Genomic DNA, 16371 nt, shown 5'->3' on the forward strand with positions numbered 1-16371 from the left:
GATCGTCCAGATAGTGTGCTATTTGCCCACGATCGCCCCCCATGGGAGTAAAGGCGTCATGCGACTGCGGAAGATCTTCGTCATCGGACTGACCCTGTCGTTGCTCGGCGTCGGGGTTCCCGCCTGGTCGCAGGACGATCCACGGGGCTGCAACGACCTGATGTCCGCCGACACCCCGGCGTACGTCGTCTGCCGCTGGCTGGCCACCCCCGAGGAGGCCGCCGACATCGCCCGGTTCTGGCTGGACAACGACGGCAAGAACATGATCGACTCCGGCCCGATGCGCGAGATCGTGGTCGACTGCTCCGAGCCCGGCAACGAGTGCGCGACCGACTCCGAGGGCGACGGCGAGATGCACGACGTCGACTCCCCGGACGTCGACGGCGCCGAGGACGGCGGCACCCCCGACCAGTGCCCGGACGGCCAGAAGTGCCACGTCGACCCCGACGAGATCTCGGCCGCCGCCAAGACGGCCGCCGCCGAGAGCCCGGCGGGCCAGGCCGTGAAGAGCGCGGTCGAGGCGGGCCTGCGGACCTGGATCGAGACCGAGCTGGCCGACGACTACAAGGCCGGCAAGCTGGCCGAGGCCGCCAAGAAGGTCGCCGCCCTGGCCGCGCGGCCGGGGGTCGCCGGGATCAGGTTCACCTCGCAGCTCGGCTACAACCAGACCTTCACCACGGCCGAGGAGCTGGACACGTTCGTCACCGAGGCCACGACCGCGCTGCGCAACCTCGTGCCGGGCAAGAAGCTGGCGGCGCACACGGTGGTCCCGCTGTTCGGCTGCGGCGCCAACGACGCCTGCAAGGCCGAGATGACCAAGAAGTACCCGCTGCTCGACCCCGCCCGCATCGGCGCCTGGCTCTCCGGCGGCCAGATCGACCAGCTGACCCTGGACACCGGCCACCTGGCCACCGAGTACGCCACCTGGAAGATCGACGCCGCCGAGGCCCAGCGCAACCAGTGGATCCAGGTCCGCGCCCGCGCCTGGGACGCCTACGCCCAGATTGCTGCCGAGGACGCCGGGTTCACCGCCGCCGGCACGTCCAAGCTCACCGCCGAGCAGGCCACCCAGGCCATCACCGACCGCATCGCCGCCCCGCTCCAGGCCGACGCCGCCGAGACCGTCGTCCTGTGGAGCCGCTGGCAGGACGCGCAGGGCCAGGTCAACCGCGTGTACGGCGAGAAGTGGGCGGCCAACCCCACCTGGGACCAGCTCAAGAAGCTCGGCACCGTGCGCCCGCGGCTGGCCACCGTCTACGACTACAGCAGCCCCGAGGCCGACGTCGCCACGGACATCAAGAACCTGTCCGAGGTCTTCGGCCAGGTCTACCTGCACACCGCCTGACGCGAGCCGCCGCGCCGGCCTGGCGCGGCGGGCCGGTCACGGCCGGGCGGCGATGAGGGCCTGGCGGGCCCTGAGCGCGATCTCCAGCTCGAACCGGACGTCGGGGTCGGCGAGCTGGTCGCCGTAGAGCTCTTCGAGCTGCCGCAGCCGGTAGCGCACGGTCTGCGGATGCACGTGCAGCCGGGCGGCCACCTCGCCGGCGCCCCGGCCGTGCCGCAACCAGGCGAGCAGCGTCTCGGCCAGCCGGTCCTGCTGGGCCGGCCGCAGGTGGGCCAGCGGCGCGAGACGTGCCTGCGCCATGGCGCCGACCAGCTCCTCGTCCTTGAACACCACGAGCGTGGCCATGTGGTCGGCGCAGCGCAGCAGCCCGCGCGGCAGCACGCCGCGCCCGGACAGCTCCAGCGCCTCGCGCGCCCACCTCAGGGACGTCGCCGCCGCGGCCAGCGGCACCGCCGGGCCGATCGCGGCACGGTGGCCGCGCAGCGCGTGGTCGAGCAACTGCGCCTGTCCCGGCCCGTCCGGGTCGGGCACCAGCAGGCACGGCGCGGGCCGCTCCAGCCCGCCGAGCACGTCCGGCGGCAGGACGGGCGCCCGGTACGTCCCGTGCCGGTCGTCCAGCGCCACGGCCGCCACTGTTCTCGGCAGCCGCCACCCGGCGGCCCTGGCCAGGTCGGCGACGGCCTCGGGGGCGGCGGCCGGGCGGCTGAGGAGCAGGTCGAGCAGCCGGTTGCGGCGGCGTTCGAGCTCGCCGGCGGCGTGCGCCCTGGCCTCGTCGAAGCCCTGGGCGGCGGCGTCGGCGAGCTGGTCGAGGCAGACGAAGATGGCCTCGCCCAGGTCGTACAGGGTCTGCGGGGTCAGGCCGAGCGGGTCGGCGATCTCCGTCAGCCGCCGCCAGCAGACGCGGGCGCCGAGCCGCATGGCCGTCTGCAGCGGCTCCAGGTTGCGGCCCTCGGCCGCCTCGCCCCTGCCGATCATGCGGAACGGCTCGGGGTCGAAGGGGGCGGCCGGGTTCTCGATGCGGTCGAGGAAGCCGTCGATGGCCTCCTCGACCGCCATCTTCACGACTTTGATGTAGATCTCGTCGGCGGGTCTGGCGTACTCGGGGATCCGGGTCCGGATCTCCTCGGTCACCTCGGCCGAGACCCTTCCGATGCCCGCCTTGAGCGTTCTCACGATGTCCGCGGGGAGCCGGGTTTCGCTGATGTCACTCTTGATGGTCATCGTCCCTCCTGTCGCCATTGTGGATCAGGCGACAAGAGTTTGCCTAGCAAGAGCTTGTTTCTGTCATTTCTGCAGGAATGCGCCGAACTCGTCCACGTCAATCAGGCCGTCGCCGTCCTTGTCCAGTTTCCGCACGCCTTCCTGGGCCGCGTCCAGCGTGATGGGCTGGCCGAGGATCTCCATCAGGCGGACGAGTTCGACGGCGGAGATGCGGCCGTCCTTGTCGACGTCGATGAGGTCGAAGGTGATGGCGTGGTCGCTCATAGGGGGTGCCTTTCCTGTGTTACCGGTGCGTCGGGTCAGACCTTAGTGGCGACTTCCCGAAACGTGCCGATGAATTCGGGCTGATCGCCGGAAAAGCGAGCCTTTCCCTGATTTGCGGCTCTCGGGGTGATAGCACGGATGGATGCGCATCCGGAAGGCGACCCCGGCCGCGTCAGACCGTGGCGGCGGCCCGTTTCAGGGCCTCGACGAAGGCGGTGACGTGGGGACGGGCGTCCCCGTGGCGCCAGGCGATGGCCAGCCGGCCTGGCTGGAGACCCGTCACCGGGCGGTAGACCATGCCGGGACGCTTGTAGAGCGCCGCGTTCCCCTCGGCCACGAGGACGACGCCCAGACCGCTGATCACGGCCTCGAACACCTCCTCGGGCGTGTTCGCCGTGACGCCCACGACCGGGTCGTCGTCCCGGGCGTCGCGGGCGAGCCAGAAGTCGCGCAGCGGGCCGGCCGCGGCGGGCAGCGCGATGAACGGCTCGTCCCGCAGCTCGGCGAACGGGACCTCGGCCAGGCCGGCCAGCCGGTGCCCGGCGGGCATCGCCACCCCCCGCTCCTCGGTGACCAGCACGTACGTCTCCAGCCCCGGCGGCACCGGCAGCCAGATGAACGCCACGTCGGAGGAGCCGTCGGCCAGGCCGCCGCTCGGGTCGTCCCAGCCCACGAGCCGGAGCGACACCTCCCAGCCCGGCCGGGCCTGCCGGAACAGCCGCAGCGCCTCCTGCTGCAACCCCCGGCCGACGGCCGTCTGCATGCCGATGACCAGCGTCCCGGCGGGGGCGGCGGCGCGGGCCGCCTCCACGCCGGCGGCCCAGCGTCCGAGCAGATCGCGGGCCACCGGCAGCAGCGCCTCGCCCTGCCGGGTCAGCGTCACGCCGCCGTGCACGCGTTCCAGCAGCGCGAAGCCGAGCTGCCGCTCCAGCACCCTGATCTGCTTGGACAGGGCCGGCTGCGAGACGAAGAGCCGCTCGGCGGCGCGCGTCACGTTCAGCTCCTCGGCCACCGCGACGAAGTAGCGGAGCTCCCGCAGGTGCACGTCCATAACCGATGGTTATAGCAAAGGGTCTTGGACGCCGGGCGTGCGCCGGCGGCACGATCATCGTCATGAAGACACGTGAACTCGGAACACTGCAGGTCCCCGCGCTCGGTTACGGCGCGATGGTGCTCTCGCCCGGTGTGTACGGCGACATCGACGACACCCGTGCCGAGAAGGCGTTGCGGGCCGCCCTCGACGGCGGCGCCACCCACGTCGACACCAGCGACGCCTACGGGGTGGACGGCCACAACGAGCGCCTGGTCGGCCGCGCGCTCAAGGGTCGCCCCCGCGACGAGGTCGTGGTGGCCACCAAGTTCGGCCTGGCGATCCCCGAAGGGGAGCCCAGCCGCCCGTACCCGGTCGGGTACGCGTTCAACGAGCTGCGCGTGAACGCCGACCCGCGCCTGGTCCGCCGCTACGCCGAGCGCAGCCTGCGCAACCTGGACACCGACGTGATCGACCTGTACTACCTGCACTACCCGGACCCCGGCGTCCCGCTGGAGGAGACGGTCGGCGCGATGGCGGACCTGGTGCGCGACGGCCTGATCAGGCACATCGGCCTGTCCAACGTGACGGCGGCCCAGCTGCGGGCCGCGCACGCGGTCCATCCGGTGACGGCCGTGCAGAACGAGTGGTCGATGTGGCGGCCGGTGGAGCCGGACCTGCTGGCCGCGGCCCGCGAGCTCGGCGTCGGCCTGGTGGCCTGGAGCCCGCTGGGCAACGGCTTCCTGACCGGCACGGTCCAGCGGCTGGAGGAAGGCGACTTCCGCCACAACGCGCCGCGGTTCTCGGCGGAGAACCTGGCCGGCAACAACGACAGGTACGCCCCCGTCCGCACCCTGGCCGCCAGCCTCGGCATCACCCCCGCCCAGCTGGCCCTGTCCTGGCTGCTGCACCAGGACGAGCACGTGGTGGCGATCCCGGGCAGCCGCACCCCGGCCCACATCGAGGAGAACCTGGCCGCCGCCGACCTCACCCTGCACCCGGACACCCTGAACAGGATCGACGAGGCGCTGGTCAGGTTCGACGTCTCCGGCGGGACCCTCCTGTGAACGCCGGGCCGCCGCTCCCCAGGGTGGCCCGGCCGGCGCACAGGGCCGCGCCCACGAGCAGGGCGGCGACCGCGCCGACGACCCGCAGCAGCCCGTCGGCCGAGGACGGCGCGGCGAAGTAGACGCTGCCGAGCCCGGCGACGGCGGTCACCCCGGCCAGCACCGGCCCGGTGGCGTTCAGCGCCGAGATCGCCGACGCCAGCCGCGGCTCGACCAGCGTGGTGACGCGGGCGATCAGCGGGCTGTACCCGGCGGCGTGCCCGCCCCCGGCCAGGAGCAGCAGCGGGACGGCCAGGTCCGGCCGCCACTCGTCCCGGCACAGCAGCACCAGCAGGCCCGCCCCGGCGGCGAAGGCGACCGGCCCCGCGACCGGCAGGACCCGCTGCAACCCCCGCGGATACCGGGTCCAGCTCAGGCTCAGCGCGCCGAACCCCAGCGCGTACGGGACGAAGGCCAGCCCCGCCCACAGCGGCGAGTACCCCAGCGCGGTCTGGAGGTGCAGCGTGAGGGTGAGCAGGAAGACGGTGTAGCAGCCCATGACGATCCAGCACGCCGCCAGCCCCGGCCGCACCCCGCGCGGCCGCACCGAGGCCAGGTCCAGCAGCGGATGCCGGGCTCTGCTCTCGTGCCGGACGAACACCGCCGACAGCGCGGCGCCGCAGGCCAGCGAGATCCACATCCAGAGCGGCCGGCCGAGGTCGGGGCCGAAGATCAGCGGGACGGTGATCGCGGCCATGGCCGCGGTCAGGATCACCACGCCGCCCGGATCGAGGCGCGCCCGCGCGTCCACGGGCGAGGGCGGCAGCAGGCGCGGCCCAACGGCCAGGGCGAGCACGCCGATCGGGATGTTGATCAGGAACACCGGCCGCCAGGACAGGCCCAGGAGGTCGGCGCTGACGACCAGCCCGCCGACGACCTGTCCCAGCGCGACGCCTAGGGCGAGCACCATGCTGTACAGGCCGATCGCGCGGCGGCGGGCCTCGCCCTGCCAGTGCGTCTGGATGAGCGCGAAGATCTGCGGGGTGAGCAGCGCCGCCCCGGCGGCCTGCGCGACGCGCGCGAGCACCAGCACGCCGACGTCGGGGGCCAGCCCGCACAGCAGCGAGGCGCCGGTGAACCAGCCCAGCCCGAGCAGGAACGCGCGCCGCTGCCCGACGAGGTCGCCGATCCGCGCGCAGGTGACCAGGAGCACGCCGACGGTCAGCAGGTAGCCCGACACGACGAGCTGGATCGCCGTGCCGCCGGCGTGCAGGTCCTCGCGGATGGTCTGCGCGGCGACCGACACGATCGAGCCGTCCATGGAGGCCATGACCTGACCGGTGAGCAGCACGGCGAGCATCGGGCCACGGCGCACGCCGGTCACCGGGGGAGAAACGGGAGAAATCACCCGCCCAGCATCGGCCGTGCGCCTCCGCCCGGTCTTGAAGAAACTTGCAGGCCCACCTGGGTCATCGGGGCGCGTCGAACCCGGCCGCCAGACCGAAGGCCGCGAAGATCTCGGTCCCCTGGAACACCGAGTTCCGGCTGATGCCCGCGGCGGTGACGGTGAAGAGCTGGAGCGTGTGGGGCTCGTACCGGTCGCCGGCGCGGCGGAAGGCGCCGAACCCCGGCTGGCCGTTGGCCGTGACCGCCTCCAGCCGCCAGTCGGTGCCGGCCGCCTCGAAGACCCAGTCCATGAACAGGCCGTAGTTGCCGCGCCCGGCGAACCAGTTGAGCATCGGCGGCATCTCCATGACGACGTCCTCGGTGAGCAGCCGTTTGAGCTCCTCGACGTCGGCGCGCTCGAAGGCCCGCATGTAGCGGTCGACCCAGGCGCGCTGTTCGGCCAGCGGCGGCTCGCCGAGCGGTTCCGGCCGGACGCCGGCCTCCTTCACCCGGGCACGGGCCCGCTGCAGGGCACTGTTCACCGACACGACGGTGGTGCCGAGGATCTCCGCCGACTCCGAGGCGGAGAAGCTCAGCACGTCCCGCAGGATCAGCGCGCCGCGCTGGCGCGCCGACAGGTGTTGCAGGGCGGCGGCGAACGCCAGGCGCAGGCCGCTGCGCTCGACCACGGCGCCGGCCGGGTCGCCCGCGTCCAGCATCGAGTCCGGCAGGGGCTGGAGCCAGGCCAGGTTCTCCCCCTGGACGAGCGGCGCCAGCGGGTCGGACGCGGCCACCAGCCCCGACGGCAGCGGCCGGCGGCCCCGGACCTCCAGGGCCGTCAGGCAGGCGTTGGTCGCGATCCGGTAGAGCCAGGTGCGCAGGGAGCTGCGGGTGCCGTCGTACTGCTCCCGCGCCCGCCACGCCCGCAGGTACGTGTCCTGGACGAGGTCCTCGGCGTCGTGGGGCGAGCCGAGCATCCGGTAGCAGTACGCCAGCAGCTCCTTGCGGAACGGCTCGATCCGGCGATCGAAGCCCACTTCTCCCGGCGTCACCACGTCCACGCCCCTGCCCTGCCTTCCGACTGCCTGCGGGTGCCTCAGCCGGCCACGACGGCCGGGCTGTTGTGGTAGGCGGCGAGCCGCCAGGCGTCGTCCCGCTTCTCCAGCACCCAGGTCGCGTACACCATACGCTCGGCGGGGACCTCGGTCTCGCCGGGGAAGAGCACGCCGGTCTCGCTCACCGCGATCGCGGCGCTCTCGCCCAGGAAACGGATGCTCTCCAGCCTGTCGGCGGTCGTGCTGCCCTTGAGGTAGGACGCGAAGCCCTCGGCCATCTTCCGGCGCACCTCCTCCCGCGACCGGCGCACGCTGCCGGGCATGATCGCGGTGGCGTCCTCGGTGTAGTCGGTGACGAAGGCGTCGGCGTCGCCGTCGGCCCATGCCTGGTAGAGGCGCTCAAGGACGCTCTTGATGGCGGCCACGTCGTGCGGTCGGGTCTCGGTCATGGCTGTCTCTCCTCATCGCTGGTGACAGGTTCACGCATACGTACCGGCGGGGGCGCCGGAACTCATCGCGTCCGGGCGGAGAAGTTTCGGGCGGTTGCGGTTCGGGTTACGAACTATTATGGTTCGTAATACGAACAAGCCGTGGTCCTGACGGGAGAGGTGCACCATGAGCCGTACTGTGGCGATCATCGGTGGTGGTTACGGCGGCGCGGCGGCCGCCAAGGCGCTGGACGAGCACGCGGACGTCGTGCTCATCGAGCCCAAGGACGCCTTCGTCCAGAACGCCGCGTCCATGCGGGCCCTCGCCCGGCCGGAATGGGCCGGGAAGCTGTTCTTCCCCTACGACCGGTTGATGGAGCGTGGCCGGATCATCCGGGAGCGGGCGGTCTCGGTGGATTCGCGGGGTGTGCTACTGGCGTCCGGGGAACGGGTGGAGGCCGACTACCTCGTGCTGGCCACCGGGTCGGGGTACCCCTTCCCGTTCAAGTTCGAGGACGACCTGGCCGGGCAGGCGCGCGAGCGCATCCACGCCGTCCACGGGGAGCTGGCGGCGGCCGGGCGGGTGCTGATCGCCGGGGCCGGGCCGGTCGGGCTGGAGCTGGCCGGGGAGATCAAGGCGGTGTGGCCGGACAAGCGGGTCACCGTCGTCGATCGCGGCACGGAGCCGCTGCCGGCCTTCGAGCCGCAGGTGCGCGCCGACCTGCGCAGGCAGCTCGCCGAGCTGGGGGTGGAGCTGCTGCTCGGCACCACGCTGGACGCCGAGCCGCCCGTCGAGCCGGGGCGGGCCGAGCCGTTCACCGTCGGGTCCACGGCGGGGGAGCTGTCGGCCGACATCTGGTTCCGCGCGTACGGCGTGCGCGTCCGGACCGGCTACCTCGACGGTGACCTCGGCGACGCGCGCACGCCCGGCGGCCACGTACGGGTGACCGAACGGCTCAACGTGGAGGGCCACGAGCACGTCTACGCGATCGGCGACATCACCGACCTGGCCGAGGCCAAGATGGCCGGGAACGCGATGCAGCACGCCGAGGTCGTGGCCGCGAACATCGTCGCCCAGCTGCGCGGCGAGCGGCCCTCGTCGGTCTACCGGCCCTCGCCGCTGCCGTTCGTGCTGCTGCCGCTGGGGGCCGAAGGCGGCGTCGGCCAGCTGCCCTCGCCCGACGGGCCGATCGTGTTGCCGGCCGGGTCGGTGGCCGACTACAAGGGCCGGGACCTGTTCACCGGACGGTTCGCGGAGCTGTTCGGGGTCGCCGGCGAGCCGGCGCCGGCCGGGGTGTGACCGCGGGCGGCGGTCAGGGGGTGTCGGCGCGCTCGATGAAGACCGTGGGGGCGTTGTTGTCCCGCACCAGGCGGGAGAGCAGGTCGGCGAGGGTGGCGCGCTCGGCCTCGCCGAGCCCGGACGGCAGCTCGTCGATGCGCCGGCACGCCTCGGTGTAGAACTCCTCGGCGAGCTTGGCGCCCTCCTCGGTCAGCGTGACCTGGACGGCGCGCCGGTCGGCGGGGTTGGGCTCGCGGCGGACCATGCCGCGCTGGGCGGTGCGGTCGACCAGCTCGGTGAGGCTGGACTTGGCCAGGCGCAACATCGCCCCCAGCTCGCTCATCCCGTACGGCTGGGCCATCAGCACGCACAGCAGCTGGCCCTGCTGGGAGGTCAGCCCGTACGCGCGGGCCGATTCGGCGTAGACGGCGTTGACCAGGAAGGTCGAGCGCACCAGGGCGGAGACGACTCCCAGCTGCTCCTCGGGCTTGGCCATGAGATCAGCCTAACATCGGTTCGGCTACCGAACTATTCGGGCGGGATCCGCACGGCTGCTTGGGTTCGGCGATGCCCCCGGTGGCCCGAGGTCACAGAATCAGAACCGGACGCAAATCACCAATAGGACATTTCTTCTGGCCGGGTGGGTAGCAGGGCCGCCATGCGACTGACGTACACCTCTGACGTCTGGTGGAAGAACGCCGTCGTGTACTGCCTGGACGTGGAGACGTTCAAGGACGGTAACGGCGACGGCGTGGGCGACTTCCGCGGCTTGACCCAGCAGATCGACTATCTCGCGGGTCTCGGCGTGACGTGCCTCTGGTTGATGCCGTTCTTCCCCACCCCCAACCGGGACGACGGGTACGACATCACCGACTTCTACAGCATCGATCCCCGGCTGGGGACCCTGGGCGACTTCGTGGAGTTCATGCGGACCGCCAACGACCGGGGCCTGCGGGTGATCGCGGACCTGGTCGTCAACCACACCTCGGACCAGCACCCCTGGTTCAAGGAGTCGCGCAAGAGCAAGGACTCGCCGATGCGCGACTGGTACGTCTGGTCCGACACCCCCGAGCCCGACGACCCGAAGCAGGTGGTCTTCCCCGACAAGGAGGACTCCATCTGGCAGTACGACGAGGGCAGCGGCCAGTACTACCTGCACAGCTTCTACCGTCACCAGCCGGACCTGAACGTCGGCAACCCCGAGGTCAGGGACGAGATCACCCGCATCCTGGGCTTCTGGATGGAGCTCGGCCTGTCGGGCTTCCGCGTGGACGCGGTGCCGTTCCTCATCGAGAACGTCAACCCCAAGCTGGCCAACCCGCACGAGTTCCTGGCCGACCTGCGGGCCTTCATGACCAGGCGCAAGGGCGGCTCGATCCTGCTGGGCGAGGTCAACCTGCCCTACAAGGAGTTACTGCGGTACTTCGGTGAAGGGCTCGGTGACCAGATCACCATGTGCTTCGACTTCATCGGCATGCAGAACAGCTGGCTCTCCTTCGCCCGCAACAGCGCCCGCCCCCTGATGGACGCCCTGCAGGAACGCCCCCGGGCCCCCAAGGACTGTCAGTGGGCGATGTTCCTCCGCAACCACGACGAACTCACCCTCGACAAGCTCACCGAAGAGGAACGCCAGGAGATCTTCGAGGCGTTCGGCCCCCGTAAGGACATGCAGATCTTCGGCCGCGGGCTGCGGCGGCGGCTGCCCACGATGTTCGGCGGCGACCTGCGGCGCATCAAGATGGCCTACAGCCTGCTGTTCTCCCTTCCCGGCACCCCCGTGATCTTCTACGGCGAGGAGATCGGCATGGGGGAGAACCTGGACGAAGAGGGGCGGATGGCCGTCCGCATCCCCATGCAGTGGTCCGAGGACGGCGGCTTCAGCCAGAACGGGGACACGGTCCGCGAGATCCCCGAGGGCTCCTTCGCCCCCGACCGGGTCAACGTGGCCGACCAGAAACGCGACACCGACTCGTTGCTGCGCTGGTTCCAGCTCCTCATCGAGCGGTACCGCGAATGCCCCGAGCTGGCGTGGGGCCAGTACACGGTGCTGGAGACCGGCGACGACGCGGTCTTCTCGCACCGCTGCGACGCCGACGGCGCGACGGTCGTGGTCGCCCACAACCTGTGCGACACGGCCAGGGACGTCGAGCTGCGGCTGGACGGCCTGGAGAACTGCGACCTCACCGACCTGCTGGTGGACGGCACGATCAAGGTGTCGGCCGACGGCACGGCCAAGCTCGCGCTGGGCCCGCACGGCTGCCGCTGGCTGCGCGCCTCGCCCCCCGAACTGCCCCCGGAGGACGCGGGCGTCATGTCGCAATGAGCCGTCATGAGCTGGACGCCCCAGAGCCTTGATGAGCCGGACGCCCGAGAGCCCTCATGAGCCGGGCGGCCGCGCGGCCTTCGCGCGGCCGTCCGGGAGGAGCGGCGGGTGGGCCCGTCAGGGCGGGGATGGCGGGTAGGCCCGTCAGGGTGGCGGCGGGTAGGCCCGTCAGGGTGGCGGCGGGTAGGCCCGTCAGGGTGGCGGCGGGTAGGCCGCCATGGCTAGTTCGGCGACGCTCAGCAGGTTGGCGTAGGTGGCGCCGTCGCGGGACTGCGTGGACATGCCCTGGATCACCGACGCGAAGAAGGTGGCCAGGGCTTCGGTGTCGGTGCCGGGGGGCAGCCGGCCGGCCGCCACGTCGTCGTCCACGCGCTTCCTGATCGCCGCCTTCGCCGCCTCCCTGAACCCCCGCAGCAACTCCTTCACGTCGGCGGACTCCGGCCCGCAGTTGACCGCGGCGCTGATGATCAGGCAGCCGGGCGGGTGGTCGGCGTTCGTGTACACGGCGGCCGACTCGCGCAGCACGCGTTCGACGGCCCGGCGGCCGGTGGGCTCCTCGGCGAGCGCCCTGGTGGTGAACGCGCCGTGGGTCAGCTGGTAGCGGCGCACCGCCTCCTCGAACAGCCGCCGCTTGTCGCCGAAGGCGGCGTACAGGCTGGGGGGCCTGATGCCCATGGCGGCGGTCAGCGCCGCGATCGAGGTCGCCTCGTAACCGTGCTCCCAGAACGCGCGCAGCGCGCTCTCCAGTGCCGTGTCCCTGTCGAATGCCCGCTGCCTCGCCATGCACTCATTCTATAGCGATCGCTATGTTATGGTTTTTGTATCGATCGCTAAAGAAAGGATTCGAGCGATGAGGACTGCCCTGGTGACGGGCGCCGGAAGGGGCATCGGCCGGGCCATCGCGCTGCGCCTGGCCAAGGACGGGTTCCGCGTGATCGTGAACTACGCCAGGGACGCCGCCGCGGCCGAGGAGGTCGTCGGGCTGATCGGGGCGAACGCGGTGGCCGTGCAGGCCGACCTGGGAGTGCCCGAGGCGGTCGAGCGGCTCGCCCGCCGGGTGGCCGAGGAGACCGACGTGCTCGACGTGCTGGTCAACAACGCCGGCATCGGCCTGTCCAAGCCGCTCGCACAGGAGACGGAGGAGGGCTACGACCGGCTGTTCGCGGTCAACGTCAAGGGCCCGTTCTTCCTCACCCGGCAGGTGCTGCCGCTGATCCCCGACGGAGGCCGCATCGTGAACATCACCTCCGGCGCGGCCCGCATCGCCTATCCGGAGGGCATCGCGTACGCGATGACCAAGGGCGCGGTGCAGGTGTTCACGCTGGCCCTGGCCAAGGAGCTCGGGCCGCGTGGCATCACGGTCAACAACGTCGCGCCCGGCATCATCGACACCGACGTCAACGCGGGCTGGCTGACCGACCCAGAGGCCCGTGCGTACGCGGCGAGCAGGCACGCGCTCAACCGCATCGGCGAGCCCGGCGAGATCGCGGGCGTGGTCGCGTTCGCCGCCTCGCCCGCGGCGAGCTTCATCACCGGCACCACCCTCGACGCCACCGGCGGCGGAAACCTCTAGGAGACCCCCATGCCCACAGTCGTCCACGACGGCGGACACGTGCACTTCGACCGGGCGGGCAGCGGCCCCGGCCTGGTCATGGTGCACGGCACCGGCGGCGACGCCGCCACCAACTACGGCCACCTCGTCCAGAACTTCACCGACATCCGCACGGTGATCACCCCCGACTACGCGGGCAGCGGCCAGACCACCGACCCCGGCGGCGACCTCACCCTCGACCTGCTGATCGAGCAGGTCGCGGCGACCTTCCCGGAGGGCGGCCCGTCCGACCTGGTGGGCTTCTCGCTGGGCGCGGTGGTGGCGGCGGGGGTCGCCGCCCGGTATCCCGAGCGGGTCAGGCGGCTGGTGCTGATCGCGGGCTGGACGCACGCCGGCGACCCCCGGCTCCGGCTCGGCCTGCGCACCTGGGCCCGGCTGGCGGCCACCGACCCCGAGAGCTTCGCGGCGTACGGCCCGCTGGTCGGCTTCAGCCCGGCCTTCGTGAGCGGCCTGGGCGAGGACGGCCTGAAGGCCGTGATGGCCGGCGACCCGCCCCCCGGCACGGTACGCCAGATCGAGCTGGACCTCAGGACCGACATCAGGGACCTGCTCCCGAGCATCACCGCGCCCACGCTGGTGATCGGCTGCACGCAGGACCACCTCGTCCCGGTCGGGCACGCCCGTGCCCTGCACGCCGCGCTGCCCGGCAGCCGTTACGCCGAGCTGGACAGCGGGCATGTGGTGCTACACGAACGTCCCGAAGAGGTGACAGCCTTGATCCGCGATTTCGTAACCAACGAGTAATTTGTCCTGGTTACCCTCCAGGCACATGCAGACCAAGAAGCTCGCCGCCACCGGGGCCGCCGCGCTGACCGCGCTGGCCCTGGTGGCGCTCCCCGCCCACGCGAGCGGGGACAAGAGCGTCACCGTCACCGTGATGGGGACGTCGGACATCCACAGCAACGCCCTCAACTGGGACTACTTCAAGGACGCCGCCTACGCCGACAAGCAGGGCAACACCATCGGCCTGGCCCAGGTGTCGTCGCTGGTCAACAAGGTCAGGGCCGAGCGCGGGGCGGACCACACGCTGCTGTTCGACTCGGGTGACACGATCCAGGGCACGCCCCTGGCCTACTACTACGCCAAGGTCGAGCCGATCACCGAGACCGGGCAGACCCACCCGATGGCCAAGGCCATGAACGCCATCGGCTACGACGCCGTCACCCTCGGGAACCACGAGTTCAACTACGGTCTGCCGCTGCTGGCCACCTGGATCAGGCAGATGCGGGCGCCGGTGCTGGGCGCGAACGCCGTGCACGCCGGGAGCGGGCTGCCGGCGTACCGGCCGTTCGTGATCAAGACCATGAAGGTCAAGGGTGACAAGCCGATCAAGGTCGGCGTGCTCGGCCTGACCAACCCCGGCGTGGCCATCTGGGACAAGGCGAACGTCGAGGGCAAGCTGCGCTTCACCGACCTGGTCGAGTCGGCCAGGAAGTGGGTGCCGGTCATCCGCGGCCTCGGCGCGGACGTGGTCGTGGTGACCGCGCACGCGGGCGACAGCGGCATGTCCTCCTACGGCACCGACCTGCCCGTGGAGAACGCCTCGGCGATGGTCGCCGAGCAGGTGCCGGGCATCGACGCGGTGCTGTTCGGGCACGCGCACAACGAGGTCGCCCAGCGCTTCGTGACCAACAAGGCCACCGGGCGGCAGGTGCTGCTCACCGAGCCGGGCAAGTGGGGCCAGCGCCTGTCGCGGCTCGACTTCACCCTCACCAAGCAGCACGGCAAGTGGGTCGTCACCGGCAAGAGCTCGGCCACGCTCAACACCAACACGGTGACGGAGGACCCGAAGATCGTCTCGCTGCTCAAGCCGCAGCACGACACCACGGTCGGCTACGTCAACAAGGTCGTCGCCAAGTCGGCCGAGGAGCTGTCGGCGGCCGAGTCGCCGTACAAGGACACGCCGATCCTCGACTACATCCAGCAGGTGCAGACCGAGACCGTGAAGGCCGCGCTGCCGGGCAACACCCTGCCGGTGTTGTCGATCGCCGCGCCGTTCAGCCGCACCGCCGTCTTCCCCGCCGGTGACGTGCGAGTCAGGGACGTGGCCGGGCTCTACGTCTACGACAACACGCTGCTGGCGATCAAGCTGACCGGCGCCCAGATCAAGGATTACCTGGAGTACTCGGCCCGGTACTTCAACCAGCTCAACCCGGGCGACCCGGTGGACGTCACCAAGCTGACCAACGCCGGCAACACCCCGGACTACAACTACGACCAGCTCTCGGGCGTGTCCTACGACATCGACGTGGCCAAGCCCGCCGGGCAGCGCATCGCCAACCTCACCTTCGAGGGCGCGCCGATCCCGGCCGGCAAGGAGTTCGTGGTCGCGATCAACAACTACCGCCAGTCGGGCGGCGGCGGCTTCCCGCACGTCACCACCGCTCCCGTGCTGTACAACGCGCAGGTGGAGATCCGCCAGGCGCTGATCGAGTACGCCACCGCCAAGGGCACGATCAACCCCGCTGACTTCGCCTCCGCCAACTGGCGGCTGACCCGCGACGGCGCTCCGCTGTTCTGACCCGGCGCCAGGCGGGTGCCCCACGACGGTCACCCGCCTGGTCACAGGCACGACGGGCCCCCAGACACGACGGGCCCACAGGCACGACGGGCCCACAGGCACGACGGGCCCCACAGGCACTCACAGGTACGACGGCCCGGTCACCCGGTGCCGGAACGTCCACCACACCCACACCTGCGAGGCGACCAGCAGCGGGATCAGGGCGAGGATCACCGGCGCCAGCAGCGCCCCCGACGACCCCGCCACCAGCGGCAGCCGCAGCCCGGCCAGCACCCCCACCACCAGCAGCGCGCCGGCCGTCAGCGCGTACGTGCGGCCCTCGCCTGCCTCGCCGGACAACACCCCGGCCCGCTCCCGCAACGATCCGCGCAGCCGCAGCGCCGCGAACGCCAGCCCGTGCACCGCGAACAGCGCCGCCACCACCAGCGCGGCCAGCAGCACGAGCGGCCCCTGGATGCCGAGCAGCACCTCGGCGAGCAGCAGCCCCCAGCTCAGCGCCAGCCCCCAGCTCCCGGCCACGATGCCGCCGTCCCAGAACGCCTGCCAGCGCGCGCCGGGCACCCGCCCGCGCAGCCACAGGCCCATGTCCCTGACCACCCACGAGACGAGCAGCGCGACGACCACCGCGTAATTGCCGCTCAGGAGGTGGCCCTCCAGGTCGGGGAAGAGCCCCGCGAGCACGCCGGCCGAGGCCACCAGCCACACCTCGTTGCCGAGGAAGAACGGCGCGATGGCGGCGATCACCTCGCGCCGCTCGCCCGCCGACCGCCCGAGGTAGGGCAGCGCCATGCCGACCCCGATGTCGGCCCCGCCGAGCACGAGGTAGCCGAGGGCGAAGAAGGCCAGGACGAAGATCTCCAT

General features: G+C 71.5%; 16 protein-coding genes. 7 read left to right on the forward strand and 9 right to left on the reverse strand.

Translation table 11 applies throughout. The annotated features are described in order from the left end of the window. Positions 1 to 58 precede the first annotated feature (58 nt). A complete protein-coding gene (locus ACFYYW_RS42240) occupies positions 59 to 1345 on the forward strand; it encodes a hypothetical protein (protein ID WP_387658368.1) in 1287 nt (428 codons plus the stop codon). Between the two features lie 36 nt (positions 1346 to 1381). Here the strand turns inward: ACFYYW_RS42240 and ACFYYW_RS42245 are convergent, their stop codons facing one another. The 3 genes from ACFYYW_RS42245 to ACFYYW_RS42255 all read right to left on the reverse strand — a co-directional run bounded on the left by ACFYYW_RS42245 (position 1382) and on the right by ACFYYW_RS42255 (position 3881). Further along, positions 1382 to 2566 (reverse strand): helix-turn-helix domain-containing protein, encoded by a 1185-nt coding sequence (locus ACFYYW_RS42245; protein WP_352324962.1) that lies wholly within the window; start codon positions 2564 to 2566, stop codon positions 1382 to 1384. A gap of 63 nt (positions 2567 to 2629) precedes the next feature. Then, positions 2630 to 2830: an EF-hand domain-containing protein gene (locus tag ACFYYW_RS42250; RefSeq protein ID WP_352324961.1), complete on the reverse strand. Its 201-nt coding sequence runs from the start codon at positions 2828 to 2830 to the stop codon at positions 2630 to 2632. 172 nt (positions 2831 to 3002) lie between these two features. Further along, positions 3003 to 3881 (reverse strand): LysR family transcriptional regulator, encoded by an 879-nt coding sequence (locus ACFYYW_RS42255; RefSeq protein WP_387658373.1) that lies wholly within the window; start codon positions 3879 to 3881, stop codon positions 3003 to 3005. A gap of 62 nt (positions 3882 to 3943) precedes the next feature. On the opposite strand from ACFYYW_RS42255, the gene ACFYYW_RS42260 reads away from it, so the two are divergent. Then, positions 3944 to 4927 carry an aldo/keto reductase gene (locus ACFYYW_RS42260; RefSeq protein ID WP_352324958.1) on the forward strand — a complete coding sequence of 328 codons (984 nt, stop codon included), beginning with the start codon at positions 3944 to 3946 and terminating at the stop codon, positions 4925 to 4927. On the opposite strand, the gene ACFYYW_RS42265 is transcribed toward ACFYYW_RS42260, so the two are convergent. From ACFYYW_RS42265 to ACFYYW_RS42275, 3 genes are all read right to left on the reverse strand, one after another. Next, on the reverse strand, positions 4893 to 6314 hold the full coding sequence (locus tag ACFYYW_RS42265; protein WP_387658377.1) for an MFS transporter: 1422 nt from the start codon (positions 6312 to 6314) through the stop codon (positions 4893 to 4895). The genes ACFYYW_RS42260 and ACFYYW_RS42265 overlap by 35 nt on opposite strands. Positions 6315 to 6375: 61 nt before the next feature. Further along, positions 6376 to 7353: a sigma-70 family RNA polymerase sigma factor gene (locus ACFYYW_RS42270; protein WP_387658380.1), complete on the reverse strand. Its 978-nt coding sequence runs from the start codon at positions 7351 to 7353 to the stop codon at positions 6376 to 6378. 35 nt (positions 7354 to 7388) lie between these two features. Further along, complete coding sequence (locus tag ACFYYW_RS42275; RefSeq protein WP_352324954.1) at positions 7389 to 7796, reverse strand: SgcJ/EcaC family oxidoreductase; 408 nt, start codon at positions 7794 to 7796, stop codon at positions 7389 to 7391. Between the two features lie 166 nt (positions 7797 to 7962). On the opposite strand from ACFYYW_RS42275, the gene ACFYYW_RS42280 reads away from it, so the two are divergent. Continuing rightward, entirely contained in the window at positions 7963 to 9075 is a 1113-nt protein-coding gene (locus ACFYYW_RS42280; RefSeq protein WP_387658383.1) for an NAD(P)/FAD-dependent oxidoreductase, read from the forward strand. Positions 9076 to 9088: 13 nt separating this feature from the next. On the opposite strand, the gene ACFYYW_RS42285 is transcribed toward ACFYYW_RS42280, so the two are convergent. After that, positions 9089 to 9550, reverse strand: coding sequence for a MarR family transcriptional regulator (locus ACFYYW_RS42285; RefSeq protein WP_352324951.1), 462 nt, complete (start codon positions 9548 to 9550; stop codon positions 9089 to 9091). 162 nt (positions 9551 to 9712) lie between these two features. Between ACFYYW_RS42285 and ACFYYW_RS42290 the strand changes: the two genes are divergently transcribed. Continuing rightward, positions 9713 to 11377: an alpha-amylase family protein gene (locus ACFYYW_RS42290; protein WP_387658386.1), complete on the forward strand. Its 1665-nt coding sequence runs from the start codon at positions 9713 to 9715 to the stop codon at positions 11375 to 11377. 192 nt (positions 11378 to 11569) lie between these two features. On the opposite strand, the gene ACFYYW_RS42295 is transcribed toward ACFYYW_RS42290, so the two are convergent. Further along, on the reverse strand, positions 11570 to 12160 hold the full coding sequence (locus ACFYYW_RS42295) for a TetR/AcrR family transcriptional regulator (RefSeq protein ID WP_387658389.1): 591 nt from the start codon (positions 12158 to 12160) through the stop codon (positions 11570 to 11572). A gap of 67 nt (positions 12161 to 12227) precedes the next feature. On the opposite strand from ACFYYW_RS42295, the gene ACFYYW_RS42300 reads away from it, so the two are divergent. Genes ACFYYW_RS42300 through ACFYYW_RS42310 form a run of 3 tightly spaced genes read left to right on the forward strand, consistent with a single transcriptional unit; the run spans position 12228 to position 15510 of the window. Further along, on the forward strand, positions 12228 to 12950 hold the full coding sequence (locus ACFYYW_RS42300; RefSeq protein WP_387658392.1) for an SDR family NAD(P)-dependent oxidoreductase: 723 nt from the start codon (positions 12228 to 12230) through the stop codon (positions 12948 to 12950). Positions 12951 to 12959: 9 nt separating this feature from the next. Continuing rightward, positions 12960 to 13733, forward strand: coding sequence for an alpha/beta fold hydrolase (locus ACFYYW_RS42305; protein WP_387658395.1), 774 nt, complete (start codon positions 12960 to 12962; stop codon positions 13731 to 13733). 25 nt (positions 13734 to 13758) lie between these two features. Further along, positions 13759 to 15510 (forward strand): bifunctional metallophosphatase/5'-nucleotidase, encoded by a 1752-nt coding sequence (locus ACFYYW_RS42310; protein WP_387658398.1) that lies wholly within the window; start codon positions 13759 to 13761, stop codon positions 15508 to 15510. Between the two features lie 120 nt (positions 15511 to 15630). Here ACFYYW_RS42310 and ACFYYW_RS42315 read toward each other — a convergent pair whose 3' ends face one another. Then, positions 15631 to 16371, reverse strand: coding sequence for a cytochrome d ubiquinol oxidase subunit II (locus ACFYYW_RS42315; protein ID WP_387658400.1), 741 nt, complete (start codon positions 16369 to 16371; stop codon positions 15631 to 15633).

The sequence above is a fragment of the Nonomuraea sp. NPDC001831 genome (assembly GCF_042892035.1).
Taxonomy (GTDB): domain Bacteria; phylum Actinomycetota; class Actinomycetes; order Streptosporangiales; family Streptosporangiaceae; genus Nonomuraea.